Annotated in this window: 24 protein-coding genes, 1 tRNA gene and 1 pseudogene; 13 read left to right on the plus strand and 13 right to left on the minus strand. The window is 70.5% G+C overall.

Going from position 1 to position 25118, the window contains the following annotated elements; translation table 11 throughout:
* The first annotated feature begins 413 nt into the window (after positions 1-413).
* The 5 genes from acs to ACZ5Y0_RS14495 all read left to right on the plus strand — a co-directional run bounded on the left by acs (position 414) and on the right by ACZ5Y0_RS14495 (position 5831).
* Positions 414-2372, plus strand: a complete 1959-nt coding sequence (acs, locus tag ACZ5Y0_RS14475) for an acetate--CoA ligase (RefSeq protein ID WP_469128993.1) — start codon at positions 414-416, stop codon at positions 2370-2372.
* Positions 2373-2552: 180 nt separating this feature from the next.
* Positions 2553-4004, plus strand: coding sequence for a Na+/H+ antiporter NhaA (gene nhaA / locus ACZ5Y0_RS14480; protein ID WP_469128994.1), 1452 nt, complete (start codon positions 2553-2555; stop codon positions 4002-4004).
* 81 nt (positions 4005-4085) lie between these two features.
* On the plus strand, positions 4086-4574 hold the full coding sequence (locus ACZ5Y0_RS14485) for a phage holin family protein (protein WP_469128995.1): 489 nt from the start codon (positions 4086-4088) through the stop codon (positions 4572-4574).
* Entirely contained in the window at positions 4571-5521 is a 951-nt protein-coding gene (locus ACZ5Y0_RS14490) for an alpha/beta fold hydrolase (protein ID WP_469128996.1), read from the plus strand. Before ACZ5Y0_RS14485 ends, ACZ5Y0_RS14490 begins: the two co-directional genes overlap by 4 nt.
* 127 nt (positions 5522-5648) lie before the next feature.
* Positions 5649-5831, plus strand: coding sequence for a hypothetical protein (locus tag ACZ5Y0_RS14495; RefSeq protein ID WP_469128997.1), 183 nt, complete (start codon positions 5649-5651; stop codon positions 5829-5831).
* A gap of 57 nt (positions 5832-5888) precedes the next feature.
* Here ACZ5Y0_RS14495 and ACZ5Y0_RS14500 read toward each other — a convergent pair whose 3' ends face one another.
* The 3 genes from ACZ5Y0_RS14500 to nth form a co-directional block, all read right to left on the minus strand.
* On the minus strand, positions 5889-7088 hold the full coding sequence (locus tag ACZ5Y0_RS14500) for a MarP family serine protease (RefSeq protein ID WP_469128998.1): 1200 nt from the start codon (positions 7086-7088) through the stop codon (positions 5889-5891).
* A 97-nt stretch (positions 7089-7185) separates the two neighbouring features.
* A complete protein-coding gene (locus ACZ5Y0_RS14505; protein WP_469128999.1) occupies positions 7186-7878 on the minus strand; it encodes an NUDIX hydrolase in 693 nt (230 codons plus the stop codon).
* Positions 7879-7960: 82 nt separating this feature from the next.
* Complete coding sequence (nth, locus tag ACZ5Y0_RS14510; RefSeq protein ID WP_469129000.1) at positions 7961-9013, minus strand: endonuclease III; 1053 nt, start codon at positions 9011-9013, stop codon at positions 7961-7963.
* Positions 9014-9288: 275 nt separating this feature from the next.
* Here nth and ACZ5Y0_RS14515 point away from each other — a divergent pair, with 275 nt between their 5' ends.
* On the plus strand, positions 9289-9963 hold the full coding sequence (locus ACZ5Y0_RS14515; protein WP_020129286.1) for a Crp/Fnr family transcriptional regulator: 675 nt from the start codon (positions 9289-9291) through the stop codon (positions 9961-9963).
* Positions 9964-10160: 197 nt separating this feature from the next.
* Positions 10161-10973: pseudogene (locus ACZ5Y0_RS14520) on the plus strand (nucleotidyltransferase domain-containing protein); the annotation flags it as partial.
* Between the two features lie 137 nt (positions 10974-11110).
* Here the strand turns inward: ACZ5Y0_RS14520 and ACZ5Y0_RS14525 are convergent.
* The 4 genes from ACZ5Y0_RS14525 to ACZ5Y0_RS14540 form a co-directional block, all read right to left on the minus strand.
* The gene (locus ACZ5Y0_RS14525) at positions 11111-11941 is read right to left on the minus strand and encodes an MBL fold metallo-hydrolase (protein ID WP_469129001.1); all 831 of its coding nucleotides are present in this window, start codon (positions 11939-11941) and stop codon (positions 11111-11113) included.
* Entirely contained in the window at positions 11938-12807 is an 870-nt protein-coding gene (locus tag ACZ5Y0_RS14530; protein ID WP_469129002.1) for an NUDIX hydrolase, read from the minus strand. The genes ACZ5Y0_RS14525 and ACZ5Y0_RS14530 overlap by 4 nt, the downstream gene beginning before the upstream one ends.
* A gap of 108 nt (positions 12808-12915) precedes the next feature.
* Entirely contained in the window at positions 12916-13380 is a 465-nt protein-coding gene (locus ACZ5Y0_RS14535) for a RidA family protein (protein ID WP_469129003.1), read from the minus strand.
* Positions 13377-13535: a DUF4177 domain-containing protein gene (locus tag ACZ5Y0_RS14540; RefSeq protein ID WP_003967454.1), complete on the minus strand. Its 159-nt coding sequence runs from the start codon at positions 13533-13535 to the stop codon at positions 13377-13379. The genes ACZ5Y0_RS14535 and ACZ5Y0_RS14540 overlap by 4 nt, the downstream gene beginning before the upstream one ends.
* A gap of 117 nt (positions 13536-13652) precedes the next feature.
* Here ACZ5Y0_RS14540 and bagA point away from each other — a divergent pair, with 117 nt between their 5' ends.
* Positions 13653-14630, plus strand: a complete 978-nt coding sequence (gene bagA / locus ACZ5Y0_RS14545; protein WP_469129004.1) for an ATPase BagA — start codon at positions 13653-13655, stop codon at positions 14628-14630.
* On the plus strand, positions 14627-15964 hold the full coding sequence (gene bagB, locus ACZ5Y0_RS14550; protein ID WP_469129005.1) for an ATPase BagB: 1338 nt from the start codon (positions 14627-14629) through the stop codon (positions 15962-15964). Before bagA ends, bagB begins: the two co-directional genes overlap by 4 nt.
* A gap of 13 nt (positions 15965-15977) precedes the next feature.
* Here the strand turns inward: bagB and wblA are convergent, their stop codons facing one another.
* Positions 15978-16316, minus strand: coding sequence for a transcriptional regulator WblA (gene wblA / locus ACZ5Y0_RS14555; RefSeq protein WP_190046553.1), 339 nt, complete (start codon positions 16314-16316; stop codon positions 15978-15980).
* Positions 16317-16723: 407 nt separating this feature from the next.
* Here wblA and ACZ5Y0_RS14560 point away from each other — a divergent pair, with 407 nt between their 5' ends.
* Complete coding sequence (locus ACZ5Y0_RS14560; protein WP_469129006.1) at positions 16724-19057, plus strand: transglycosylase domain-containing protein; 2334 nt, start codon at positions 16724-16726, stop codon at positions 19055-19057.
* A gap of 175 nt (positions 19058-19232) precedes the next feature.
* On the opposite strand, the gene ACZ5Y0_RS14565 is transcribed toward ACZ5Y0_RS14560, so the two are convergent.
* Positions 19233-19697 (minus strand): GatB/YqeY domain-containing protein, encoded by a 465-nt coding sequence (locus tag ACZ5Y0_RS14565; RefSeq protein WP_469129007.1) that lies wholly within the window; start codon positions 19695-19697, stop codon positions 19233-19235.
* A 184-nt stretch (positions 19698-19881) separates the two neighbouring features.
* Between ACZ5Y0_RS14565 and ACZ5Y0_RS14570 the strand changes: the two genes are divergently transcribed.
* From ACZ5Y0_RS14570 to ACZ5Y0_RS14580, 3 genes are all read left to right on the plus strand, one after another.
* A complete protein-coding gene (locus tag ACZ5Y0_RS14570; RefSeq protein WP_469129008.1) occupies positions 19882-20808 on the plus strand; it encodes a metallophosphoesterase in 927 nt (308 codons plus the stop codon).
* 265 nt (positions 20809-21073) lie between these two features.
* Entirely contained in the window at positions 21074-21853 is a 780-nt protein-coding gene (locus ACZ5Y0_RS14575) for a Pr6Pr family membrane protein (RefSeq protein ID WP_469129009.1), read from the plus strand.
* A 41-nt stretch (positions 21854-21894) separates the two neighbouring features.
* A tRNA-Pro gene (locus tag ACZ5Y0_RS14580) sits at positions 21895-21968 on the plus strand.
* A gap of 96 nt (positions 21969-22064) precedes the next feature.
* Here the strand turns inward: ACZ5Y0_RS14580 and ACZ5Y0_RS14585 are convergent.
* Genes ACZ5Y0_RS14585 through ACZ5Y0_RS14600 form a run of 4 tightly spaced genes read right to left on the minus strand, consistent with a single transcriptional unit; the run spans position 22065 to position 25112 of the window.
* Positions 22065-23234, minus strand: coding sequence for a site-specific integrase (locus ACZ5Y0_RS14585; protein WP_469129010.1), 1170 nt, complete (start codon positions 23232-23234; stop codon positions 22065-22067).
* On the minus strand, positions 23234-23422 hold the full coding sequence (locus ACZ5Y0_RS14590; RefSeq protein ID WP_469129011.1) for a helix-turn-helix domain-containing protein: 189 nt from the start codon (positions 23420-23422) through the stop codon (positions 23234-23236). Before ACZ5Y0_RS14590 ends, ACZ5Y0_RS14585 begins: the two co-directional genes overlap by 1 nt.
* Positions 23419-24810 (minus strand): replication initiator protein RepSA, encoded by a 1392-nt coding sequence (repSA, locus tag ACZ5Y0_RS14595; RefSeq protein WP_469129012.1) that lies wholly within the window; start codon positions 24808-24810, stop codon positions 23419-23421. Before repSA ends, ACZ5Y0_RS14590 begins: the two co-directional genes overlap by 4 nt.
* On the minus strand, positions 24807-25112 hold the full coding sequence (locus tag ACZ5Y0_RS14600; protein ID WP_469129013.1) for a SpdD protein: 306 nt from the start codon (positions 25110-25112) through the stop codon (positions 24807-24809). The genes repSA and ACZ5Y0_RS14600 overlap by 4 nt, the downstream gene beginning before the upstream one ends.
* Between the last annotated feature and the right edge of the window lie 6 nt (positions 25113-25118).

A 25118-nucleotide genomic window follows, 5' to 3' on the forward strand; every position in this document is an offset into this window, starting at 1 on the left:
GGTCGGGCCGGCCGCTGGGCCGGCCCGACCACGCTGCCCACCCACTCGACGCAGCCCTCCTCGCTTGGCTCCCTCGGCGCAGGCCCCGAGGCACTTGGGTCCGCTCCGCACGCACCCGCCGCACTCGCCTCCGTTTCCCAGACCTCCCCCCTCACACCTCCCCTCGGTACACCCCCTACCCAACGCTCTTCCCTCGGCCCACCCCCGCCTCCCCCAAGTGTGAAAGCCGTTACACGCCTGAACTCCGCCCGGCCCGGACCCGTGGGTACGGATGACTCGGGCGACAGAGAAGGAGCCACACACCCCGGCCACGACAGGTCTAAACCAATCTCCTGTCGGCCCTTGTCACCGGCCCGCGGGTCTGATGAGCTGTGGCTCGGGACACAACGGACACCCTTGGATTGGGAGATGTCGTGAGCAACGAAAGCCTGGCCAACCTGCTCAAGGAAGAGCGCAGGTTCGAGCCGCCCGCCGACCTGGCCGCCAACGCCAACGTCACGGCGGAGGCGTACGAGCAGGCCAAGGCTGACAGGCTGGGCTTCTGGGCCGAGCAGGCCCGTCGGCTGGCCTGGGCCAAGGAGCCGACGGAGACGCTGGACTGGTCGAACCCGCCGTTCGCCAAGTGGTTCAAGGACGGCGAACTCAACGTCGCGTACAACTGCGTCGACCGGCATGTGGAAGCCGGGCACGGCGACCGGGTGGCGATCCACTTCGAGGGTGAGCCGGGCGACAGCCGCGTCATCACCTACGCCCAGCTCAAGGACGAGGTCTCCAAGGCCGCCAACGCACTGCTGGAGCTGGGCGTGCGCAAGGGCGACCGGGTCGCCGTCTACATGCCGATGATCCCCGAGACGGCCGTCGCGATGCTGGCGTGCGCCCGGATCGGTGCCGCGCACTCGGTGGTCTTCGGCGGCTTCTCGGCGGACGCGCTCGCCACCCGCATCCAGGACGCCGACGCCAAGGTCGTCATCACCTCGGACGGCGGGTACCGGCGCGGCAAGCCATCCGCGCTGAAGCCGGCCGTCGACGACGCGGTCGCGCGCGTGGACAACGTCGAGCACGTCCTCGTGGTCCGGCGCACCGGCCAGGAGGTCGCCTGGGACGTCACCCGCGACGTGTGGTGGCACGAGATCGTCGAGCGGCAGCCGGCCGAGCACACGCCCGAGGCGTTCGGGGCCGAGCACCCGCTGTTCATCCTCTACACCTCCGGCACGACGGGTAAGCCGAAGGGCATCCTGCACACCTCCGGCGGTTACCTCACCCAGACCGCGTACACCCACCACGCCGTGTTCGACCTCAAGCCCGAGACCGACGTGTACTGGTGCACCGCCGACGTCGGCTGGGTCACCGGTCACTCGTACATCGTGTACGGGCCGCTGGCGAACGGCGCGACGCAGGTCATGTACGAGGGCACGCCCGACACCCCGCACCAGGGCCGGTTCTGGGAGATCGTGCAGAAGTACGGCGTGACGATCCTGTACACGGCGCCGACCGCGATCCGTACGTTCATGAAGTGGGGCGACGACATCCCCGCGAAGTTCGACCTCTCCAGCCTCCGGGTCCTGGGGTCCGTCGGGGAGCCGATCAACCCCGAGGCCTGGGTCTGGTACCGCAAGCACATCGGCGCGGACCGCACGCCCGTCGTCGACACCTGGTGGCAGACCGAGACCGGCGCGATGATGATCTCGCCGCTGCCGGGCGTGACCGCGACCAAGCCCGGTTCCGCGCAGACGCCGCTGCCCGGCATCTCCGCGACCGTCGTCGACGACGAGGCGAACGAGGTGCCGAACGGCGGGGGTGGCTACCTTGTCCTGACCGAGCCGTGGCCGTCGATGCTGCGCACCATCTGGGGCGACGACCAGCGGTTCCTCGACACGTACTGGTCTCGCTTCGAAGGCAGGTACTTCGCCGGCGACGGCGCGAAGAAGGACGACGACGGCGACATCTGGCTGCTCGGCCGTGTCGACGACGTGATGCTCGTGTCGGGCCACAACATCTCCACCACCGAAGTGGAGTCGGCGCTGGTGTCGCACCCTTCCGTCGCCGAGGCGGCCGTGGTGGGCGCCGCCGACGAGACGACCGGACAGGCGATCGTCGCCTTCGTGATCCTGCGCGGCACGGCGAACGCCGATGACGAGGGCCTCGTGGCCGACCTGCGCAACCACGTCGGTACCGCGCTCGGCCCGATCGCCAAGCCGAAGCGCATCCTGCCGGTGGCCGAGCTGCCGAAGACCCGCTCCGGCAAGATCATGCGCCGTCTGCTGCGGGACGTGGCCGAGAACCGGCAGCTCGGTGACGTCACCACGCTGACCGACTCGACCGTCATGGACCTCATCCAGAAGAACCTCCCCACGGCACCGAGCGAGGACTGAGGACGGCCGCCCGTACCGATGTCCGGGGCACCCGGCGCCCGGTGCGCGGGGTGCCCCTTTCGCACCTAACGTGAGAATCACCGGAACGCCCCGGGCTCATTTTAGGTAAACTAAACAAAGGTGAGCCGGGAAGTCTGGTCGGCACGAGTTCCGTGCTGTCCACCCACCGGAGGCCTCACCGTGACCGCGCCCCGCGCCAACACCCCCCGCGCCACGACTCCCCGCAAGGTCTTCGGACGCCTGTCCCTGCCCGAGCGGAACTACGTCGCGAACGCGTTGCGCACCGAGACCGTCGGCGGTGTGCTGCTGCTGGTGGCGGCCGTCGCCGCGCTGATCTGGGCGAACATACCCGTGCTGCACCACAGCTACGAGAGCGTCAGCCACTTCCACCTCGGCCCCGAGGCGCTCGGGCTGAACCTGTCGATCGAGCACTGGGCGGCCGACGGGCTCCTCGCCGTGTTCTTCTTCGTCGCCGGCATCGAGCTGAAGCGGGAACTCGTCGCCGGTGACCTCAAGGACCCCAGGGCCGCCGCGCTGCCCGTCGTCGCCGCCTTGTGCGGCATGGCCGTACCGGCACTGGTCTACGTCCTGACGAACCTCACCGGGGGCGGCGCCCTGGAGGGCTGGGCGGTGCCCACCGCCACCGACATCGCCTTCGCGCTCGCCGTGCTGGCCGTCATCGGCACCTCCCTGCCCAGCGCCCTGCGTGCCTTCCTGCTGACACTCGCCGTCGTCGACGACCTGTTCGCGATCCTGATCATCGCCCTCTTCTTCACCGACGGCATCCACTTCGCCGCGCTCGGCGGCGCGGCCGCCGGCCTGGTCGTGTTCTGGCTGCTGCTGCGCAAGGGCGTACGCGGCTGGTACGTGTACGTGCCGCTCGCGCTGGTCATCTGGGCGCTGATGTACAACAGCGGCGTGCACGCCACCATCGCCGGCGTCGCGATGGGCCTGATGCTGCGCTGCACCACCCGCGAGGGCGAGGACCACTCCCCCGGCGAGCACATCGAACACCTCGTCCGCCCCCTGTCGGCAGGCCTCGCCGTTCCCCTGTTCGCCCTGTTCAGCGCCGGGGTGTCGATCTCCGGCGGCGCGCTCGGTGACGTGTTCACCGAACCGGAGACGCTGGGCGTCGTCCTGGGGCTGGTCGTCGGCAAGACGCTCGGCATCTTCGGCGGGACCTGGCTGACCGTCCGCTTCACCCGAGCCTCGCTGAGCGAGGACCTCGCCTGGGCGGACGTCTTCGCCGTGGCCGCGGTCGCCGGTATCGGCTTCACCGTCTCGCTGCTGATCGGGGAGCTTGCCTTCGACGGCGACGCGGTCCTCACCGACGAGGTCAAGGCGGCCGTCCTGATGGGCTCGCTGATCGCGGCGGCCCTGGCGACCGTCCTGCTGAAGATGCGCAACGCCAAGTACCGCCGGATGTGGGAGGCCGAGGAGCGTGACGAGGACCTCGACGGCATCCCGGACATCTACGAGGAGGACGACCCGGCATACCACCTGCGGATGGCGGACCTCCACGACCGCAAGGCCGCCGAGCACCGCCGGCTGGCCGCGGAGAAGGCCGCCGCGCGCCACGGGCTTGCCGAAGTGACGGGCGGGGCGGGCGAGGAGGGCGACCGTCCGGCATGATCTGACGGGACGGTACAAAAGACGGGACCGCACGCAGTCAGGCAGAAGACGGCGGAACCGTACAAGACGAGGGAGAACGCGATGAGCGCACCCGACGGCAGCCCGGTCGGCGCCGAACGAAGCATCGGCCAGCTGTTCGCCTCCGCGACGACCGAGATGTCGGCGCTGGTGCACGACGAGATCGCGCTGGCGAAGGCCCAGCTCAAGCAGGACGTCAAGCGCGGGGCGACGAGCGGCGGGGCGTTCACGGTGGCCGCCGCGCTCCTGCTGTTCTCGCTGCCGATGCTGAACTTCGCCCTGGCGTACGGCATCCGCACCTGGAGCGACTGGAATCTCGCGATCTGCTTCCTGCTGTCCTTCGCGGCGAACGTCCTCATCGCCGTGGCACTGGCGCTGATCGGCGTCCTCTTCGCCAAGAAGGCCAAGAAGAGCAAGGGCCCGCAGAAGGTCGCCGCCTCGATGAAGGAGTCGGCGGGCGTCCTCCAGCACGCGAAGCCGCACCCGCGGCCCGAGCCGGCGCAGGACGGTGGCCAGAAGTCCCTCGAGCCTGTGGCACGCTCGTCGTCATGACAGACCCCGCCCCCGCTTCGGCTCAGCCGGCCTCAGTCGTACGGCCCGATTTCGTCGGCGAGACCAAGGTGACCCACCGGGAAGTCGCCGCCAACGGCGCGCGCTTCCACATCGCCGAGCTGGGTGACGGGCCCCTCGTGATGCTCGTGCACGGCTTCCCCCAGTTCTGGTGGACGTGGCGGCACCAGCTGACCGCGCTGGCCGATGCCGGTTTCCGGGCCGTGGCCATGGACCTGCGGGGCGTCGGCGGCAGCGACCGCACGCCCCGCGGTTACGACCCGGCCAACCTCGCCCTCGACATCACCGGCGTGATCCGCTCCCTCGGCGAGCCGGACGCCGCGCTGGTCGGCCACGACCTGGGCGGCTATCTGGCGTGGACGGCGGCGGTCATGCGCCCCAAGCTCGTACGACGGCTCGCGGTCGCCTCGATGCCGCACCCGCGGCGCTGGCGTTCGGCGATGCTCGCCGACGTGCGGCAGACCACCGCCGGCTCCCACATCTGGGGGTTCCAGCGGCCCTGGATCCCGGAACGGCAGCTCACCGCCGATGGCGGCGAGCTGGTCGGGCGGCTGATCCGGGAGTGGTCCGGGCCGCGGCCGCCGGAGGACGAGGCCATCGAGACGTACCGGCGGGCCATGTGCATCCCCTCCACCGCGCACTGCTCGGTGGAGCCCTACCGGTGGCTGGTGCGGTCGATGGCCCGGCCGGACGGGATCCAGTTCTACCGCCGCATGAAGCGGCCGGTGCGCGTACCGACGCTGCATCTGCACGGCTCGCTCGACCCGGTGATGCGTACCCGCAGCGCGGCCGGGTCGGGCGAGTACGTCGAAGCGCCGTACCGCTGGCGGCTGTTCGACGGGCTCGGGCACTTCCCGCACGAAGAGGATCCGGTCGCTTTCTCCTCCGAACTGGTCAACTGGCTCAAGGATCCCGAACCCGATCGGTGACCGTTCCATCGCGCCCGGTACCCGCCAATGAACACCTGTGCCACGAACGGCCAATTGCCTGGCGCATAGGCCAATTGGCGGCCTCTCAGGCGATTATCGACCTTGGGGCAGGGGCAGACGTCGAGGTATGGGCTGGACGCACGACTACAGTGACGCAGTACGCGACCGCCGCTCGGCCGGTGGCCTCGACTCCCACCAACACGGCAGCGGCCCGCAGTTGCAGGGCAGCGACCTCCGAGTGGGCATTCCGCGCATCCTTCGCCGCCGGGCCCGCTGGGTCTCGGTACGCCTGCGTCACCCGCGCGACTGACGGTCACGCGGGCTTCTTCCCGGGGCGCGGTCCGCCGGCCGACCGACCGTATCTCTCTCACAGGGCGCAGTTGTCGCTGTCCACCTGCTGGTTCGCGGTGCGTCCCCGGGCGATGTCCTGCTGGATCTCGTCCGCGGTGAGCGCGTAGCCGGTTTCGGCATCGTCGAGGGACTTCGCGAAGACCACGCCGTACACCTTGCCTTCGGGCGTGAGCAGCGGGCCCCCGGAGTTGCCCTGGCGGACCGTCGCGTACAGCGAGTAGACGTCACGGCGGACGGTGCCACGGTGGTAGATGTCCGGGCCGTTGGCCGTGATGCGACCCCGCACGCGCGCCGCTCGGACGTCGTACGCGCCGTTCTCCGGGAAGCCGGCGACGATCGCGCCGTCCCCGCTCGAGGCGTCGCCGGTGGTGAACTGGAGGGCTGGCGCGTCGAGATCCGGTACGTCGAGGACGGCGATGTCGCGCTTCCAGTCGTACAGCACGACGGTGGCTTCGTGCTTGCGGCCCTCGCCGCCTATCTGGACGGTCGGCTCGTCGACGCCGCCCACGACATGCGCGTTGGTCATGACGCGGCGCTCGCCGAAGACGAAGCCGGTGCCTTCCAGCACCTTGCCGCAGCTCTCGGCGGTGCCCATGACCTTGACGATGGAGCGCTGCGCGCGGACCGCCACGGCACTGTTGGCCAGGGCCGGGTCGGGCGGCTGGACCTCGGTGATCGGCTCGTTGGCGAACGGACTGAAGACCTGCGGGAAGCCGTTCTGCGCGAGGACGGAGGAGAAGTCGGCGAACCAGGTGTCGGCCTGGGCGGGCAGCGCCTCGGAGACACCCTGCAACACCGTGGAGCTACGGACCTCCTTGCCCAGCGTGGGCAGGGTCGTACCCGCGAGGGCGGACCCGATCAGCCAGGCCACCAGCAGCATCGCGACGACGTTGACCAGGGCGCCACCGGTCGCGTCCAGCGCGCGGGCCGGGGACCAGGTGATGTAGCGGCGCAGCTTGTTGCCCAGATGGGTGGTGAGGGCCTGGCCCACGGAGGCGCAGACGATGACGACGACCACCGCGACGACGGCGGCCGTCGTGCTCACCTCGGAGTTGTCGGTCAGCCAGTCCCAGATGACCGGCAGCAGATAGACGGCGACGAGACCGCCGCCCAGGAAACCGATCACCGACAGTATGCCGACGACGAAACCCTGGCGGTAGCCGACGACCGCGAACCAGACGGCCGCGACCAGCAACAGGATGTCCAGCACGTTCACCGTTCAGGCCTCGCCTCTTTCTACCCGGCCACGGCAGGCCGGCCGGGGGTCCGGAGGGTCGTCCCCCCCGGGTACACACAGCACGGACGACACCCTGTCATGACCGCCAGTCGAGTGGCACCAGCTTGTCGCGGTCCCAGGGGCGCTCCCAGCCCGCGTAGTGCAGGAGACGGTCGATCACCCCGGCGGTGAAGCCCCACACCAGGGCCGATTCGACCAGGAACGCCGGGCCTCGGTGACCGCTGGGGTGGTACGCCGTGGCGCGGTTGGCGGGGTCCGTGAGATCCGCCACGGGGACGGTGAAGACGCGAGCGGTCTCGTTGGGGTCGACCACGCCGACCGGACTCGGCTCGCGCCACCAGCCCAGCACGGGGGTCACGACGAACTCGCTGACCGGGATGTACAGCTTGGGCAGCACACCGAACAGCTGGACGCCGGCCGGATCGAGGCCGGTCTCCTCCTCGGCCTCACGCAGGGCGGCTCGCAGCGGGCCGTCGCCGTGCGGATCGCCGTCCTGCGGGTCGAGGGCACCGCCGGGAAAGGAGGGCTGCCCGGCGTGCGAACGCAGGGAGCTGGCGCGCTCCATGAGCAGCAGCTCGGGGCCGCGCTCACCGTCACCGAAGAGGATCAGGACGGCGGACTGCCGCCCGCCTCCGTCCTCCGGGGGCAGGAAGCGGCTCAGCTGGAGCGGCTGCACCGTCTCCGCGGCGTCCACCACCGGATCCAACCAGGGCGGCAGCCCCTCCTTGATGAGGGCCGCCCCGCCCTGCGTGTCACTTGTGCGCGTCATCGCCACACCACTCCCCCGCTCTGCGTGGTCCAACGCCCGAGGAGGCGAAAATCGTTCCGGTTCGGCGGGGTCGCACCCTGCCTCATCCGGCCCCCAGCGGTGGAGCGGGGCGGCCGCCCGCGTCCAGGTAGGCCTGGGGCGGGTTCAGCCGTTGGCCGGGGAAGCCGCCCTTCTCGTACTTGAGAAGCTTCTTCGCCTTCTCCGGATCGGTCTCCCCCTCGCCGTACGCCGGGCAGAGGGGGGCGATGGGGCAGGCGCCGCAGGCGGGCTTTCGGGCGTGGCAGATGCGGCGCCCGTGGAAGATCACGTGGTGCGAGAGCATCGTCCACTCGCTCTTGGGGAAGAGCGAGCCGACGGCGGCCTCGATCTTGTCCGGCTCGGTCTCCTGCGTCCACCGCCAGCGCCGTACCAGCCGCTGGAAGTGGGTGTCCACGGTGATTCCCGGTCGGCCGAACGCGTTGCCCAGCACCACGAAGGCGGTCTTGCGGCCGACGCCGGGCAGCTTCACCAGGTCCTCGAGGCGCCCCGGCACCTCTCCGTCGAACTGCTCGACCAGCGCCTGGGAGAGCCCTATCACCGACTTGGTCTTGGCACGGAAGAAACCGGTCGGACGCAGGATCTCCTCGACGTCCTCCGGATCGGCGCCGGCCAGGTCCTCGGGCGTGGGGTACTTCGCGAAGAGGCCGGGGGTGGTCTGGTTGACCCGGAGGTCGGTGGTCTGGGCGGACAGGACCGTGGCGACCACCAGTTGGAACGGGTTCTCGAAGTCCAGCTCGGGGTGGGCGTAGGGGTAGATCTCGGCGAGTTCCCGGTTGATGCGGCGGGCGCGGCGGACCAGGGCGGTGCGGGACTCCTTCCCGAAAGGCTTCGACGACGTCGGGGCAGCCGTCACTGCGCCGGTCTCGGCCTTCTCCACGGGCGCCTTCTTCTTCGCGGAGGGCGCCTTCTTCGCGGAGGGCGCCTTCTTCCCGGCCGCCTTCTTGGCCGGAGTCGCCTTCTCCACGGGCGCCTTCTTCTTCGGGGAGGGCGCCTTCTTCACGGTCACCGGATCCAGGGCAGCGGGCGTCCCCTCGGCAGCCGCCTTCTTCACGGCTTTCGCCCTCTCCTCGTCACCACCGGGGACCTGTTCGCCCACGGCGGAATCACGACGTACAACCACCTGCCCAGCCCCCTCGGCCTGTGCTCTCACCGGCGATTCGGACACCTGGCCAGCCTAAAGCCCGACACTGACATCTGCCCCGGGCCCTGAAGATCAGCCCCCAATTGGACCCCTGCCGCTTACCTCGGGACACCTGTACGGCATCCTTGTGACAGATCACACTGTTTGGACCGCCCGGCAAAATGGGGAACACGGACCCCTGGCACACGGGGGAGCAAGATCCCCTGAGCAGGTCGACAAGGAGAGAACTCGTGGACGACGTCCTCCGGCGCAACCCGCTCTTCGCGGCACTCGACGACGAGCAGGCCGCGGAGCTCCGCGCCTCCATGAGCGAGGTGACGCTCGCCCGCGGCGACTCCCTGTTCCACGAGGGAGACCCCGGCGACCGGCTCTACGTCGTCACCGAGGGCAAGGTCAAGCTCCACCGCACGTCTCCGGACGGCCGCGAGAACATGCTGGCGGTGGTCGGCCCGAGCGAGCTGATCGGGGAGCTGTCGCTCTTCGACCCGGGTCCGCGGACGGCGACCGCCACCGCGCTGACCGAGGTCAAGCTGCTCGGCCTCGGCCACGGCGATCTCCAGCCCTGGCTGAACGCCCGCCCCGAGGTGGCCACCGCGCTCCTGCGCGCCGTCGCCCGGCGGCTGCGCAAGACCAACGACGCCATGTCCGACCTGGTCTTCTCCGACGTTCCCGGCCGTGTCGCGCGCGCCCTGCTGGACCTCTCCCGCCGCTTCGGCGTGCAGTCCGAGGAGGGCATCCACGTCGTCCACGACCTCACGCAGGAGGAGCTGGCCCAGCTGGTCGGCGCCTCCCGCGAGACCGTGAACAAGGCGCTGGCGGACTTCGCGCAGCGTGGGTGGCTCCGGCTGGAGGCTCGGGCGGTCATCCTCCTGGACGTGGAGCGGCTGGCCAAGCGGTCCCGCTGACCGCTGGGCCCGGCCCACCGGGTGCCCGTGTGGGCGCACCGGCCGTGGGTCCGGAGTGTCGGTGCGGGCCTTGCGGGGGCTGCCGTCCAGGCTCCCGCTGCGCCCTCGACGCCCTCGTCCTCGAACACCGGGCGGGCTGTCTCCTCACGGCGTGGAAATGCCGAGCCCCGTCCTCGTTCCTCGTGCACAGTGGCCCCATGAACGCCGCCAGGCCGGGGCTCGACGCCCAGGGGAACATCGCCCGCGAAGGCGCTCTCGCGCGCGTGCCGCGGGCTTTCCGGCCCGTCGTCGCCGCGGCACGCGACCGGCTGCCGGACGTGTTCGGGGCGCGGCTGCACAGCGCCTATCTGTACGGGTCGGTTCCTCGTGGCACCGCGCGCGAGGGTCGCAGCGACCTGGATCTCCTGGTCGCGCTGCACGAGGATCCCTCCGAGGCGGACCGCGAGGGCGTCCGCTCCCTGGGCGAGGCGCTCGACCGGGAGTACCCGCAGATCGACGGGGTCGGCACCCTGCTCCACTGCCGTGCGCGGCTGCTGAGCGACGCGGAGCGGTACGACCTGGGCTGGTTCGTGGCCTGTCTGTGCACGCCGCTGCTGGGCGAGGACCTGGCCGTGCACCTGCCCCGCTACCGGCCCACCTCCCTGCTCGCGCGGGAGACCAACGGTGACCTCCCGCTCCTGCTCCCGCGCTGGCGTGCCCGTGTCGTCGAGGCCGACGACACGGACGCGGCCCGGCTGCCGCTGGTCCGGTTCATGTCCCGGCACCTCGTGCGCACCGCCTTCACCCTGGTCATGCCGCGCTGGAACGGCTGGACCAGCGACCTGCACGAGATGGCGGAGGCCTTCGCCGTGTACTACCCCGCGCGCGCGGAACAGCTCCGCGAGGCGGCCGTACGCGGCTACGAGCCGACGGGGGAGGCGGCCGTCCTGCGCGGGTACGTCGACGATCTCGGGCCCTGGCTCGCGGAGGAGTACACGCGCGTGCACGGCGTGAAGGCACACCGGCCGGACCGAGTGAGCCGGACCGAGGGAGCCGGACCGGTGAGCGCGACCAGGGTCCTTCGTCCGGATCACCGAGCGGGAGGGGGCCGGTGGTACCTCGGCACGGCCCCAGGGCCCGCGAGCCGGCCTGATGCGGGCACGAGGCCCTAGATGAGCCCGTGTTCCTGGAGGTACTCCAGCTGGGCCCGCACCGACAGCTCCGCCGCCGGCCACAGGGAGCGGTCGACGTCGGCGTAGACGTGGGCGACGACCTCGGCGGGGCTGCGGAAGCCGTCCTCCACGGCCGTCTCGACCTGGGCGAGGCGGTGCGCCCGGTGGGCGAGGTAGAACTCGACGACGCCCTGGGCGTCTTCGAGGACCGGCCCGTGGCCCGGCAGCACGGTGTGGACGCCGTCGTCGACCGCGAGGGACCTGAGCCGACGCAGCGAGTCCAGGTAGTCGCCCAGGCGGCCGTCGGGGTGCGCCACGACCGTCGTGCCGCGACCGAGGATCGTGTCGCCGGTCAGGACGGCGCGGTCGGCCGGCAGGTGGAAACAGAGCGAGTCGGCGGTGTGGCCCGGCGTCGGTACCACCCGCAGCTCCAGGCCGCCGACCGTGATCACGTCACCGGCGGCCAGGCCCTCGTCGCCCAGCCGCAGCGCCGGGTCCAGGGCCCGCACCTTCGTGCCGGTCAGCTCGGCGAAACGGCGGGCGCCCTCGGCGTGGTCGGGGTGGCCGTGGGTGAGCAGGGTCAGGGCGACGCGCCGGCCGGCCTTCTCTGCGGTGTCGACGACCTTGCGCAGGTGGCCTTCGTCCAGCGGACCCGGGTCGATCACGACGGCCAGGTCCGAGTCGGGCTCGGAGACGAGCCAGGTGTTCGTGCCGTCCAGGGTCATCGCGGAGGCGTTGGGCGCGAGGACGTTGACCGCGCGCGGGGTGGCGGGGCCCGAGAGGGCGCCGCCGCGGGGCTGGCCGGGCAAGGCGGCTGCGTCGGTCATGCGGGGCCTCCACCGGCCGGGATGTTCTTGGTGAACTCGTCGTGACCCGGCCAGGAGAGCACGACCTCGCCGCCCTCCAGTCGGGCCCGCGCCAGGACCGGGGCGAGATCGCGCGCGGGTGCGGCGGCCAGGGCCTCCGCGGCCGTGCCGTAAGGGAGCAGTTGGCGCAGGGTCGCGATCGTGGGCGGCATCATCAGCAGCTCGCCCTCGTCGTACGAGGCGGCGGCGTCCGCGGGGCGGATCCAGACCGTGCGGTCGGCCTCCGTGGAGGCGTTGCGGGTGCGCTGGCCCTCGGGGAGCGCGGCGACGAAGAACCAGGTGTCGTAGCGGCGGGGCTCGAACTCCGGGGTGATCCAGCGCGTCCAGGCGCCCAGCAGGTCGGAGCGCAGCACCAGCCCTCGCCGGTCGAGGAACTCCGCGAAGGACGTCTCGCGGGCGACGAGGGCGGCCCGGTCGGTCTCCCAGTCGTCGCCGGTGGTGTCGCCGACGACGGACTCGGGGGTCGGCCCGGCGAGCAGCACGCCGGCCTCCTCGTACGTCTCCCTCACGGCCGCGCAGACGATCGCCTGGGCCTCGGTCTCGTCCACGCCGAGCCGCTCGGCCCACCACGCGCGCGTGGGGCCCGCCCAGCGCACGTGCCGGTCGTCGTCGCGCGGGTCGACCCCGCCGCCCGGATACGCGTACGCGCCTCCGGCGAAGGCCATGGAGGCGCGTCTGCGCAGCATGTGGACGACAGGGCCGCTGCCGGCGTCCTTGAGGAGCATCACCGTGGCCGCGCGTTTCGGGGCGACCGGGATGAGTGTGCCGTCCGCGAGCGCACGGATGCGTTCCGGCCACTCCGGTGGAAACCACTGCCCATTCGCCATGGCCGGAGGCTATCCCGTGACACGCGATTGTTCGAGAGGTGCCCGAGGTCAGGGGGTATGTCCGTGGGGGCCGTCCACCGGCCGACGTGCCTCCACCGGTCCCGCCGGCTACTCCGCCAGCTCGACCTGGATCTCCACCTCGACCGGGGCGTCCAGGGGCAGGACCGCGACACCCACCGCACTGCGCGCGTGCACGCCCTTGTCGCCGAAGACCTCGCCCAGCAGCTCGCTCGCGCCGTTGAGGACGGCGGGCTGTCCGGTGAAGTCGGCAGCCGACGCCACGAAGCCGACGACCTTCACCACGCGCGCGACGCGGTCCAGGTCACCCGCGACCGACTTGACGGCGGCCAGGGCGTTCAGGGCGCAGGTGCGGGCCAGGTCCTTGGCCTCCTCGGGGGTGACCTCCGCACCGACCTTGCCCGTGACCGGGAGCTTGCCGTCCACCATCGGCAGCTGGCCGGAGGTGTACACGTACCGACCGGACCGCACGGCCGGCTGGTAGGCCGCGAGGGGCGGTACGACCGCGGGCAGGGTCAGGCCCAGTTCGGCGAGCCTCGCCTCGACCGCGCTCACGCCTTCTCCCGCTTCAGGTAGGCCACGAGCTGCTCGGGGTTGTTCGGTCCGGGCACGACCTGGACGAGCTCCCAGCCGTCCTCGCCCCAGGTGTCCAGAATCTGCTTCGTGGCATGGACGAGCAGCGGCACGGTTGCGTATTCCCACTTGGTCATGGGCCGACTTTATCCGCTGCGACGGCGGGGGCCCGCCCCCGGCCATGTGGCCGATCGGACACCGGTTATCCACAGCCTCCCGGTTGGCCGGCGCGTCGACTGGTTACGCTCGAAGACGTGAGCAGGCTCCAGGTCGTCAGCGGCAAGGGCGGGACCGGAAAGACCACGGTCGCCGCCGCTCTCGCGTTGGCTCTCGCGACCGAGGGGAAGCGGACGCTTCTCGTCGAGGTCGAGGGGCGCCAGGGCATCGCGCAGCTCTTCGAAACAGAGGCGCTGCCTTATGAGGAGCGGAAGATCGCCGTCGCTCCCGGGGGCGGGGAGGTGTATGCCCTGGCGATCGACCCCGAACTGGCCCTTCTGGACTACCTCCAGATGTTCTACAAGCTGGGCAGCGCGGGCCGGGCCCTGAAGAAGCTGGGCGCGATCGACTTCGCCACCACCGTGGCGCCCGGCCTGAGGGACGTACTCCTCACCGGCAAGGCGTGCGAGGCCGTGCGCAGGAAGGACAAGAGCGGACGCTTCGTGTACGACTACGTCGTCATGGACGCCCCTCCCACGGGCCGCGTCACCCGCTTCCTGAACGTGAACGACGAGGTGGCGGGCCTCGCCAGGATCGGCCCGATACACAATCAGGCGCAGGCCGTCATGCGGGTCATGAAGTCCCCGGAGACGGCCGTGCACCTGGTGACGCTGCTGGAGGAGATGCCGGTCCAGGAGACGGCCGACGGCATCGCTGAACTGCGGGCCGCGAATCTGCCCGTGGGGCGGGTCGTCGTCAACATGGTCCGGCCCGAGGTGTTGGACGGGGGCGAGCTGGAACTCGTCAGGACGGTGGCGCGTTCCTCCGTTGCGCGGTCGTTGTCCGCCGCGGGACTCGGCGGGGCACGCCGGGGCGGGCACGCCGAGCGGCTGGTGGACCCGCTCCTCGCCCAGGCCGACGAGTACGCCGAGCGGCACGCGCTGGAGCAGGAGCAGCGTGCCGTGCTGGGCGAGCTGGGTCTGCCCTCGCACGAACTGCCGCTGCTCGCCGAGGGTGTGGACCTCGCGGGCCTCTACGAACTCGCCAGCGAGCTGCGGAAGCAGGGGATGTCATGAGTGCGGACGAGGCTCAGGTCCAGGACGGCACCCACCGTCTCTCCCCCGCGCACCCGCTGGAGGTCGACCCCCTGCTCGACGATCCGGGGACCCGCATCGTGGTGTGCTGCGGTTCGGGCGGGGTCGGCAAGACGACGACCGCGGCGGCGCTGGGCCTCAGGGCGGCCGAGCGGGGCCGCAAGGTGGTCGTCCTCACCATCGACCCGGCGCGCCGGCTCGCACAGTCCATGGGCATCGACTCGCTCGACAACACGCCCCGCCGTGTGAAGGGCGTCGAGGGGGACGGCGAGCTGCACGCGATGATGCTCGACATGAAGCGCACCTTCGACGAGGTCGTCGAGGCGCACACGGACGCCGAGCGGGCGGCCGCGATCTTGGCGAACCCGTTCTACCAGTCCCTCTCCGCGGGCTTCGCCGGCACGCAGGAGTACATGGCGATGGAGAAGCTGGGGCAACTGCGGGCGCGGGACGAGTGGGACCTGATCGTCGTCGACACACCGCCGTCCCGCTCCGCGCTGGACTTCCTGGACGCGCCCAAGCGGCTCGGCTCGTTCCTGGACGGGCGTCTGATCCGGCTGCTGACGGCTCCGGCCAAGCTGGGCGGCCGCGCCGGGATGAAATTCCTCAATGTCGGGATGTCGATGATGACCGGCACCCTCGGCAAACTGCTCGGTGGTCAACTGCTCAAGGACGTCCAGACGTTCGTGGCCGCGATGGACACGACCTTCGGTGGTTTCCGCACGCGCGCGGACGCCACGTACAAGCTCCTCCAGGCCCCCGGGACGGCGTTCCTGGTGGTGGCGGCGCCCGAGCGGGACGCGCTGCGGGAGGCGGCGTACTTCGTGGAGCGGCTGGCCGCCGAGGACATGCCGCTGGCCGGGTTGGTGCTCAACCGGGTCCATGGCAGCGGCGCCGCCCAGCTGTCCGCCGAGCGGGCCCTCGCCGCCGCCGAAAATCTTGAAGAACCCCGCATTGTGGATCAGGACGGCGGGAAAGCTGGACTTCGTAACTCTCCCGACACGTATGGCAGTTCAGAAGCGACCGCTCCCGGAACACCGGCCGCCGACAGCACCGACGACGGCTCCCCCACCGGCTCCGACCCGGAGCGGTCCGCCGACCAGCTCACCGCCGGCCTGCTGAGGCTGCACGCCGATCGTATGCACCTGCTCATCCGCGAGCAGCGCACGCGGGACCGCTTCGCCTCGCTGCACCCGGAGGTGGCGGTGGCCGAAGTGGCCGCGCTGCCCGGCGACGTACACGACCTGGCCGGGTTGCGGGACATCGGCAACCGGCTCGCGACCAACCGGCCGGAGCTGCCCGAGGCGGAGGCCTGAGGGGACGGACCCCTCAGCTCACCGCCGCGTAGTTCTCGTACACCTGGTCGTCGTCGAGCGGCACGATGCCCGCTCCGCGCTCGTACTCCGAGCGCGCGGTCTCCAGGAGCCGGCGCCAGGAGGTCACGGTCGGCCGCCTGCGCAGCAGTGCGCGGCGCTCGCGCTCCGTCATGCCTCCCCACACGCCGAACTCGACGCGGTTGTCGAGCGCGTCCGCCAGGCACTCGGTCCGCACCGGGCATCCGGTGCACACCGCCTTGGCCCTGTTCTGCGCTGCTCCCTGAACGAACAGTTCATCCGGATCGGTAGTGCGGCAGGCAGCCTGCGCACTCCAGTCGGTTACCCAGCCCATACCGGCGCCGTCCTCTCCCGAATCGAGGCTCCCCCACGGCGGCAGCGGCATATTCACCGCCGCCAGTTGAGGACGTTACGGAAGGTGGGCACAGCGCAACACCCCCTTCGGGCCCAATCTTGAATGGCCCGAACGGACTATGCGTAAGCGGCAGATCACCCGGGGGAGTGAGCCTGCGACATATGCGACCATCCCGGCAGAACGGGACGGTTTGCTTGAGTCACAACGGACGCCTGATGACACACAAGGCGGATTCGGACACGCCCTCATCAGAAAGCGAGGAACCTCCGGAACGATTCGGGTTCGCCGGACGTATTGATACGTAAGCCCTGCTGCTGTGACAGTTGAGAGCAGCTTAGGCCAAGGCATTGACGCCTGTCCGGCGAATGAGAACGTAGGCTGCCCTCATGCCAAAGAAGAGCTCCGGCGGTGGTCTGACGGCGACCCAGCAGGCCGCCAAGTTCCTCGGTGTCAGCGTGCTCGCGGGAGCCGTGCTGGCCGGCATCGCGCTGCCCGCGGTCGGGGCGTTGGGTCTGGCCGCGAAGGGGTCGGTGGAGTCCTTCGACGAACTCCCGGCCAATCTCAAGACGCCGCCGCTGAGCCAGCGCACCACGATCCTCGACGCCGACGGCGACCAGATCGCCACGGTCTACTCCCGTGACCGCACGGTCGTCGACCTCAAGAACATGTCGCCGTACATGCAGAAGGCGATCGTCGCGATCGAGGACTCGCGCTTCTACCAGCACGGCGCGGTGGACCTGAAGGGCGTCCTTCGCGCCCTCAACAAGAACGCGCAGACCGGCGGCGTCTCCGAGGGCGCCTCGACGCTCACGCAGCAGTACGTGAAGAACGTCTTCGTCGAGGAGGCCGGTGACGACCCGACGAAGGTCGCGCAGGCCACCCAGCAGACCATCGGGCGCAAGATCCGCGAGCTGAAGTACGCGATCCAGGTCGAGGAGGAGCTGGGCAAGAAGAAGATCCTCGAGAACTACCTGAACATCACCTTCTTCGGCCAGCAGGCCTACGGCGTCGAAGCCGCCTCCCAGCGGTACTTCTCCAAGCACGCCAAGGACCTCACCCTCGCCGAGTCGGCCCTGCTGGCCGGCATCGTCCAGTCGCCCAGCCGGTACGACCCGGTCAACGACGAGGCCGAGGCCGTCAAGCGGCGCAACGTCGTGCTGGAGCGCATGGCCGAGGTCGGGGACGTCTCGCAGGCGGAGGCCGACAAGGCGAAGCAGGCCCCGCTGGGCCTGAAGGTCACCCAGCCGAAGAACGGCTGCATCACGGCCGTGCAGGGCGCCAGCTTCTTCTGCAAGTACGTCGAGCGGGTCTTCCTCAGCGACCCGGTCTTCGGCAAGACGAAGGAAGAGCGCGCCAAGGTCTGGAACCAGGGCGGTCTGACCATCCGGACGACGCTCGAACCTCAGGCCCAGGCTTCCGTGCAGGACTCGCTGAAGGACCACGTCTACAAGTCGGACAAGGTGGCCGCGGCCGCCACGCTCGTGGAGCCCGGCACCGGCAAGATCCTCGGGATGGGCCAGTCGAAGCCGTACGGCTACGGCAAGAACGAGACCGAGTACAACTTCTCGGTCGACGCCGCGATGGGCGGGTCGAACTTCGGCTTCCCGACCGGTTCGACGTTCAAGCCCTTCGTGGCGGCGGCCGCCCTGGAGCAGGGCAAGCCGCCGACCCAGTCCTACCCCGCGCCGTACAAGATGCCGTACCCGGAGCGGGTCCAGACGTGCAGCGGGAAGCCCTGGGTCAACACCAACAACGAGACCCTGGAGAACGAGGCCGAGTCCGAGGTCGGGCCCTTCGCGCTGAAGGAGGCCATGGAGCTGTCGGTCAACACCTACTTCGTGCAGATGCTCGGCGACATCGGCATGTGCCCCGTGGTGAAGATGACCGACGCTCTCGGCGTCGTCCAGGGCAACGGCGACAAGGTGCCCGAGGTGCCGTCCTCGATGACCCTCGGTTCGACCGGCCTCTCGCCCCTGACGATGGCGAGCGCGTACGCCGCCTTCGCCAGCCGAGGGATGTACTGCACGCCGGTCGCCATCGAGTCGATCACCCAGACCGTGGGCGGCGAGAAGAAGTCGCTGGAGGTCCCGAAGTCGACCTGTTCGCGCGCGATGAGCGAGAAGACCGCCGACAGCATCAACACCCTGCTGAGCGGAGTGGTCGACTCCGGTACTGGCAAGCAGGCCGGTCTCTCCGGTCGCGCGAACGCCGGCAAGACGGGTACGACGGACGAGCGCAAGAACGCCTGGTTCGTCGGTTACACGCCGAACCTCTCCGGCGCCGTCTGGGTCGGCAGCGCCTCCCAGAAGGTCAAGATGACCAACATCTCCATCGGTGGCACCTACCACGCCCAGGTGTACGGCGGTGACACTCCCGGCCCGATCTGGCGGGACGCGATGTCCGGCGCGCTGGAGGGCAAGGAGGCTCCCTCCTTCAACCTCGTCAGCATCCCGAGCGGCGGGAAGGACCCCAAGGGGGACGACCGCCGCGACGACAACGGCCGCGGCAACGGGAACGGCAACGGCACCGGGAACAACGGCGACGGGAACACCGAAGACGGCAGCAACGGCGACGGGGACAACGGCGACGGGGGCCTCATCGGCGGCCTCGTCGACGGCGGCACCACGGGCGACACCACCGGCGGCATCACCCTCCCGGACAACCTGTTCCAGGGGCAGGGCAATGGGGGCGGCGGAAACGGGAACGGCGGGCGGGGCTGAGGGCCCGGTCAGCTCCTTCCTCCGTGAGGAACGGCCCCCGTCTCCCCTGGCCGGGGGGACGGGGGCCGCTTGTGTCACCGCTGACCGCAGGGGCCGTATGTCCTGCCGCTGACGGAAGCAGAGCCGTATCTTCCGCCACTGCTGGACGCCGACCGGATGTCCTGCCGCGGGCCGGTCAGCCCGCCAGGTTCTTCTTGACCACGGCGGCGACGCGGCCCCCCTCGGCCAGGCCGGCCACCTTCGGGTTCACGATCTTCATGACGGCGCCCATCGCGCGCGGCCCTTCGGCACCGGCCGCCTTCGCCTCCGCGACGGCCTGAGCGACGATGGCCTGCAGCTCGTCGTCGCCGAGCTGCTTCGGCAGGTACGCGGCGAGGATCTCGTGCTCCGCCTTCTCGCGCTCGGCCGACTCGGCGCGACCACCCTGCGCGAAGGCGTCCGCGGCCTCCCGGCGCTTCTTCGCCTCACGGGTGATCACCTTCTGCACCTCGTCGTCGGAGAGCTCGCGCTTGGTCTTGCCCGCGACCTCTTCCTTCGTGATCGCGGTGAGGGTCAGCCGGAGCGTCGAGGAGCGGAGCTCGTCGCGCTCCTTGATCGCAGCGTTGAGGTCTTCCTTGAGCTTCGACTTGAGCGTGGTCATGAGGGTGATTGTCGCAGGTGCGGGCGGAAGGGCGCCCCTTCATTAACGCTTCTTCCTTCAGGCCCCCTGGTTCACCCCGTTCACTTGGGGGGCGGCACGTCAGGGACAACCGAGGGGCGTCCCAGGGACGTTCCGGGGGACGGCGGGGTCCGGGCCGGCGACCGGGTCTGACACGATGGGCCGTATGCGCGCGCGATACGGAGTACCTCTGTCCATCGCGGCGGCTGGCGCCGCCGGTCTGGTGTACGCGGCGGGTTTCGAGGCCCGCTCCTTCCGCCTCCGAAGGGTGACGGTCCCCGTCCTCCCCGCCGGGATGCGCCCCCTGCGCGTCTTGCAGGTCTCCGACATCCACATGGTGAGCGGCCAGCGCAAGAAGCAGCGCTGGCTGCGCTCCCTGGCCGGACTGCGACCCGACTTCGTGATCAACACCGGTGACAACCTGTCGGACCCGGAGGGAGTTCCCGAGGTCCTCGACGCACTCGGCCCGCTGATGGAGTTCCCGGGCGCGTACGTCTTCGGCTCCAACGACTACTACGGCCCCAAGCTGCGCAACCCCGCCCGCTACCTGTTCGAGAAGGCCCAGGGCCGGCACGGACTGAACGGCAACGCGCCCGCGGTCGGTGTCGTCCACAACCCGTGGGAGGACCTGCGCGACGGCTTCGACGGCGCGGGTTGGCTCAACCTCACGAACACCCGCGGCACTCTGAAGATCGAGGGCGTGTCGGTCGAGCTGACGGGACTGGACGACCCGCACATCAAGCGGGACCGGTACGCGCGGGTGGCCGGCGGCCCGTCGGAGACGGCGGACTTCTCGATGGGTGTCGTGCACGCGCCGTACCTGCGCGTCCTGGACTCGTACACGGCGGACGGCTATCCCCTGATCCTGGCCGGCCACACGCACGGCGGCCAGCTGTGCATCCCCTTCTACGGCGCGCTCGTCACCAACTGCGACCTGGACACGGACCGGGTGAAGGGCCTGTCCACGCACACGGCGGACGGCCGCACGGCATACCTGCACGTGTCGGCGGGCTGCGGCACGAACCGCTACACGCCGGTGCGGTTCGCGTGCCCGCCGGAGGTGACGTTGCTGACGTTGGTGGAGAGGGCGTAGGGACAGGCGTGGCCTGAGGTTGTGCGGGGGCGTGGCCTGAGGCTGTGCGCGGGGCGGGGCCGACGGCCGAGGAAGGCTGCGCGGGGCGGGGCATGAGGCGGCGCGGTTCCGGGGCCGACGGGATGCTGCGGGGGCGGGGCGTGTGGCTGTGCGGGAGCGGGACGTGAGCATGCGCGGTTCCGGGGCCGACGAGCGGATCGAGGCCCCCTCCCCCGGATGGGCCACCCGTATCGCCCCTCTTGTCCCCTTTCCCTAGCTTGAGGGCATGACCGCCCCGATACCCAGGGACATCCCGGACCTGCCGGCGATCCCTCGGACCCACGTGCTCCCGCCCTCCTCCGTCCCCGCCTCCGCGGTGGTGACGCCGGTACGCCGTCGGCCGGCAGGCGCACTCCGTCTGCTCATCGCGGGGACGGCGGCCGGGGCCGTGACCCTCGCACTGCTGCTCGGCAGTCCGCTGCGGGTACTGAGCCACTTCTCGGTCCAGAGCGCGACCCTGCTGGCCGTGGTCACCCTCCTGTCAGGCCGCCGCGCCTGGGCGGCCCGCCGCCCCCTCACCTCCGCACTCACAGGTGCGGCACTGCTGTACGCCGTGACCAACGGGCTGGTGTACCACCTGCTGCTGGCGGACACGGCGTACTCGGTGACGGGCACGACCGGCGCCCCGACGGGCTGGCACGCGGTCGCCCATCACCTCCTGCACACGGCGGTCCCGGCGGCGGCCGTACTGGACTGGCTGCTGCTGACCGCTCCCGGCCACCTGCACCTGCGTCAGGCGGCGCCCTGGCTGGTCTACCCCCTGGTCTACCTGGTCTTCTTCCTGACCCGCGGCGCCCTGATCACCGCCGGCACCCCAGGACGCTACTTCTACCCCTTCCTCGACGCCGCGGCCCACGGCTACAAGCACACGTTGGCCAACGCACTCCTCCTCGGCCTCACCGTCTACGCCCTGGCCGTCCTCCTGGTCGCCCTCGACCACGCCCGCCCGAACCCCACCCGCCACCGCACCAGAACCGGATTTCGTCTCCAGCCACCGGTGGGCTAAAGTAAACGACGTCGCCGCGACGAGCAGTACAGCAGCGACATCGGGGTGTAGCGCAGCTTGGTAGCGCGCTTCGTTCGGGACGAAGAGGTCGTGGGTTCAAATCCCGCCACCCCGACAGCCAAAACACCAGGTGAGGCACCTACCGAATTCGGTAGGTGCCTCACCTGTTTGTGCCTGCGTGTCTAACTGCGTGACTAACGGTTCTGCGTGTCTATGACCGCCGTTCCTGCGTGCCGAAGATGCCGTCCATGACCACGGCACCGGTCTGGATCACGGGCCGGATCTGCTTCCGGTAGACCTCCTCGGTCACGGCCGTCCCCGAGTGCCCGACGAGCCGCGAGATCTCCTCCAGCGGGACGCCCCGGTCGGACAGCAGGGACACGAAGCTGTGCCGCAGCTCCCGCGGCGTCCACTCGTCGGCGTTGATCCCGTCGATGCCCTTGAGCGCCTGGCGGAAGGCGCGGCGGACGTTGGCCGCGTCGAGCGGCTTGCCCACGGCCGACGAGAAGACCAGGCCGTGTTCCTCCCACTCCTCATCAGCGGCAAGCCGGTCCCACCCCTGGTCCTCGAACTGCTGCCACAGCGCGTCCACGCAGCGCGCCGGAAGGGCGAGCGTGCGCCGGGACTTTCTGGTCTTGGTGTCCCCGCTCCTCCGCACCGACCGCCAGACCGCGATGTGCGGAGGCTGCGGCGGGTCGAGGTCCGGCCGGCCCTTGAGGAAGACGTGGTCCCAGGTGAGCGCCCGCAGCTCCTCGGTGCGTGCCCCGGTCAGCAGGGCGACGACGATGTACGCGTACATCGAGGTCCCCTCGGCGCCCTTGAGCACGGCCTCGGCCTGGGCGAAGGTGAGCGCCTTTGACGGACGACCGGCCTGTCCCTGCGGCACCGAGCACAGCTCGACGACGTTGCGCTTCACCTTGTCCCGCGCCATGGCCCGCTTGACCGCACGGTTGAGACAGGAGTGGATGCCCTGGAGCGTGCGGGTGCTGAGCGTCTTAGCCTTGGTGGCCAGCCAGCGATCCACGTCCTCTGCACTCAACTCGCGCAGCTTGCGCGCGCCGAGAGACGGGATGACGTGATTCCGGCTCAGGAGCGTCACGGTCTCGACGGTACTGGGGTCGAGGCCCGCCAATCCGAACTCCAACCAGTCGGCGACGGCGTCCTTGACCGTGTAGTTGGTGGGCGCGATGGCAAGCCCGTCCTCGTGGTCCCTCAGCACCTCCTTGAGCTTGGTCTTCGCCTCCGTCTTGGTCTTGCCACTCCCCCGCTTCACGATCCGCTTGCCGCTCGGATCGAAGCCGAGGTTCGCCGTGGCGATCCACCGCTGTCGCTTCTCGTCCCAGTGCAGGCCGCCGTCACCACGGCTCCGACGCTTGGTCATCAGGCCGCGTCTCCCATCTGGTGCCGGATGAAGGCTCGTACGGACTCATCCGGGATACGACGGCATCCGTCGACCTTGATGGAAGCCAGGCGGCGAGTGCGGATGAGGTCGTACACCTTGGTGCGGCCCACCTTGAGCCGGGTCATGACCTCCGGCACGGTGAGCAATTCAGGGGCGGCGGTGGTCATACGGCGGCTCCTTTCAGGGCGAGTTGTTCCTGCAGGGCTTCGCGGGCGGTCTCGCGGTTGAGCTGGATGTCCCGGCGGATGGTGGCGGCGAGCCAGGATTCGCCGGGGGTGTGGCCATGGCCGGCGTACATCCAGTGGGCGAGGGTGAGCGTGGTGGCTTCCCCGTCATCGGGGTCGGGCAGGCCAAGGGCTTCGCGTTGTTGGGCTGCGCGGTAGTCGGCGCGGGTCTGGCGGAGGGCGCCGAGGGTGGTGGAGTAGCGGCGGGACTTGCTGGAGAAGTGGCCGCGGAAGCCGAGCATGTGGGCCCAGTCGCGCAGCTTGCGGTCCGGGTAGAGCGGGTGCAGGTCGAGACAGGCCGCGATGAGCCGGGCGGGGTGCTCGGGGACGTCGAGGAGGACCAGGGCCTCTTTGTTGCCGATGCGGCGGTCTACGGTGCCGGTGGTCTCGGCTGCCTTGGTGGCGTACTTGGCGAGGTAGGAGGCCACGGCCTGTTCGGTGATCTGCTCACCGTTGCCGAAGGCCCGGATGGTGCGAACGTCGAGCTGTGTGCCCCAGCGCAGGGTGCGGGCGGGTTGGTCACCGGCCGGGGGCACGTCGACCGCGACGCGGGCAGCCGCAGCCTTGATCGCGTCGGTAAGGAGGTCAAGGGTGGCCCAGGCCGGGGGCGGTGAGTCGGGACCCTCGGGGCCGTCGAAGCGGACCACGGCGTGGAAGTGCACGGCCCCGCGCTTCTGGTACTCGGCGACCTTGCCGAAAGAGACGCGAGACTGCGCGTGCGCGGCCTTTTGCGTGAGCCCGGCCCGCTTGGCGATCTCGCGGCGCAGGTAGATCGTGAAGTACCGCCACAGCTCCGAGGCGTGGTTGTTCCACAGCACGGCGCCCGCGTAGTCGTAGGTGCCCGGGTACAGCGGGGTGCCCAGTTCCGGCGCGTCCTCGGCGTGCTGGGCTCCGCAGCGGCACGGCCGGTTGCCGGGGCGGTTGTGGACCGGGCCGAACGAAGGCGCCGTCAGGGTCGCGAAGACACGCGGGTGGTCGCGGACGGTGTCCGGGGTGCCCTTGGCGGGGTCTCCAATCAGGCCAGCGCGGATGAGGTGGTAGGTGTCGCCCGCGTAGGTCCAGGAGCAGGCGGGGCAGCGGGAGGCGCGGCGGTTGCCGCACGCGACGCGCAGACGGCCGCCGGGTTCGCTGTCGGTGCTGTAGCGGTGAATGACGCGGCCGGTGGCCCGGTCACGGACGACGGTCGAGCCTTGCAGATGGATCGGGTTGGAGCATCCTCCGGTGCGGCGGATCTGGTCCTGTACGCGGTCGAAGCCGGGGGACCCGGCCAGTCTCAGCACGTCGGCGAGGGTGGCCGGGTCCAGGCCTGCCGTGACGGCGGAGTGAGTCACCTCTTGTTTCCCTTGAGGATCGAGCGGACGACAACGGCGCAGACCGCGACCGAGGCGGCGGTGACGGCGACTGCGAGGAGCATGGAGACCAGAACCGCGCCGACGACCAGGACCGCGGCGCCGCCACCGGCGACCAGGGCGAGGGTGCTTCCGGCAGTCAGTTGGACGGCGGGCCGGTGGGCCGGCGGGGCGGACGGAGCCGGTATGTGGGCGGGGGCGCAGGGCACCGGGCGGTAGACGGTCTGCACTGTCGGCGTGGGGGCGGGGGCGGTGTCCTGGGGCGGGTACTTCGGGGTGAACACGTCGGT

Source organism: Streptomyces sp. NPDC033216, assembly GCF_055577115.1.

What these genes read in the sequence shown, in the direction of transcription:
- ACZ5Y0_RS14575 (WP_469129009.1), top strand. Translation starts at nt 21,074, where the DNA reads ATGACCGCCCCGATACCCAGGGACATCCCGGACCTGCCGGCGATCCCT.
- ACZ5Y0_RS14485 (WP_469128995.1), top strand. Translation starts at nt 4,086, where the DNA reads ATGAGCGCACCCGACGGCAGCCCGGTCGGCGCCGAACGAAGCATCGGC.
- ACZ5Y0_RS14490 (WP_469128996.1), top strand. Translation starts at nt 4,571, where the DNA reads ATGACAGACCCCGCCCCCGCTTCGGCTCAGCCGGCCTCAGTCGTACGG.
- ACZ5Y0_RS14570 (WP_469129008.1), top strand. Translation starts at nt 19,882, where the DNA reads ATGCGCGCGCGATACGGAGTACCTCTGTCCATCGCGGCGGCTGGCGCC.
- ACZ5Y0_RS14495 (WP_469128997.1), top strand. Translation starts at nt 5,649, where the DNA reads ATGGGCTGGACGCACGACTACAGTGACGCAGTACGCGACCGCCGCTCG.
- bagB (WP_469129005.1), top strand. Translation starts at nt 14,627, where the DNA reads ATGAGTGCGGACGAGGCTCAGGTCCAGGACGGCACCCACCGTCTCTCC.
- ACZ5Y0_RS14585 (WP_469129010.1), bottom strand. Translation starts at nt 23,234, where the DNA reads ATGACCAAGCGTCGGAGCCGTGGTGACGGCGGCCTGCACTGGGACGAG.
- ACZ5Y0_RS14505 (WP_469128999.1), bottom strand. Translation starts at nt 7,878, where the DNA reads ATGACGCGCACAAGTGACACGCAGGGCGGGGCGGCCCTCATCAAGGAG.
- wblA (WP_190046553.1), bottom strand. Translation starts at nt 16,316, where the DNA reads ATGGGCTGGGTAACCGACTGGAGTGCGCAGGCTGCCTGCCGCACTACC.
- ACZ5Y0_RS14565 (WP_469129007.1), bottom strand. Translation starts at nt 19,697, where the DNA reads ATGACCACGCTCAAGTCGAAGCTCAAGGAAGACCTCAACGCTGCGATC.
- ACZ5Y0_RS14590 (WP_469129011.1), bottom strand. Translation starts at nt 23,422, where the DNA reads ATGACCACCGCCGCCCCTGAATTGCTCACCGTGCCGGAGGTCATGACC.
- ACZ5Y0_RS14560 (WP_469129006.1), top strand. Translation starts at nt 16,724, where the DNA reads ATGCCAAAGAAGAGCTCCGGCGGTGGTCTGACGGCGACCCAGCAGGCC.
- ACZ5Y0_RS14540 (WP_003967454.1), bottom strand. Translation starts at nt 13,535, where the DNA reads ATGACCAAGTGGGAATACGCAACCGTGCCGCTGCTCGTCCATGCCACG.
- ACZ5Y0_RS14530 (WP_469129002.1), bottom strand. Translation starts at nt 12,807, where the DNA reads ATGGCGAATGGGCAGTGGTTTCCACCGGAGTGGCCGGAACGCATCCGT.
- ACZ5Y0_RS14525 (WP_469129001.1), bottom strand. Translation starts at nt 11,941, where the DNA reads ATGACCGACGCAGCCGCCTTGCCCGGCCAGCCCCGCGGCGGCGCCCTC.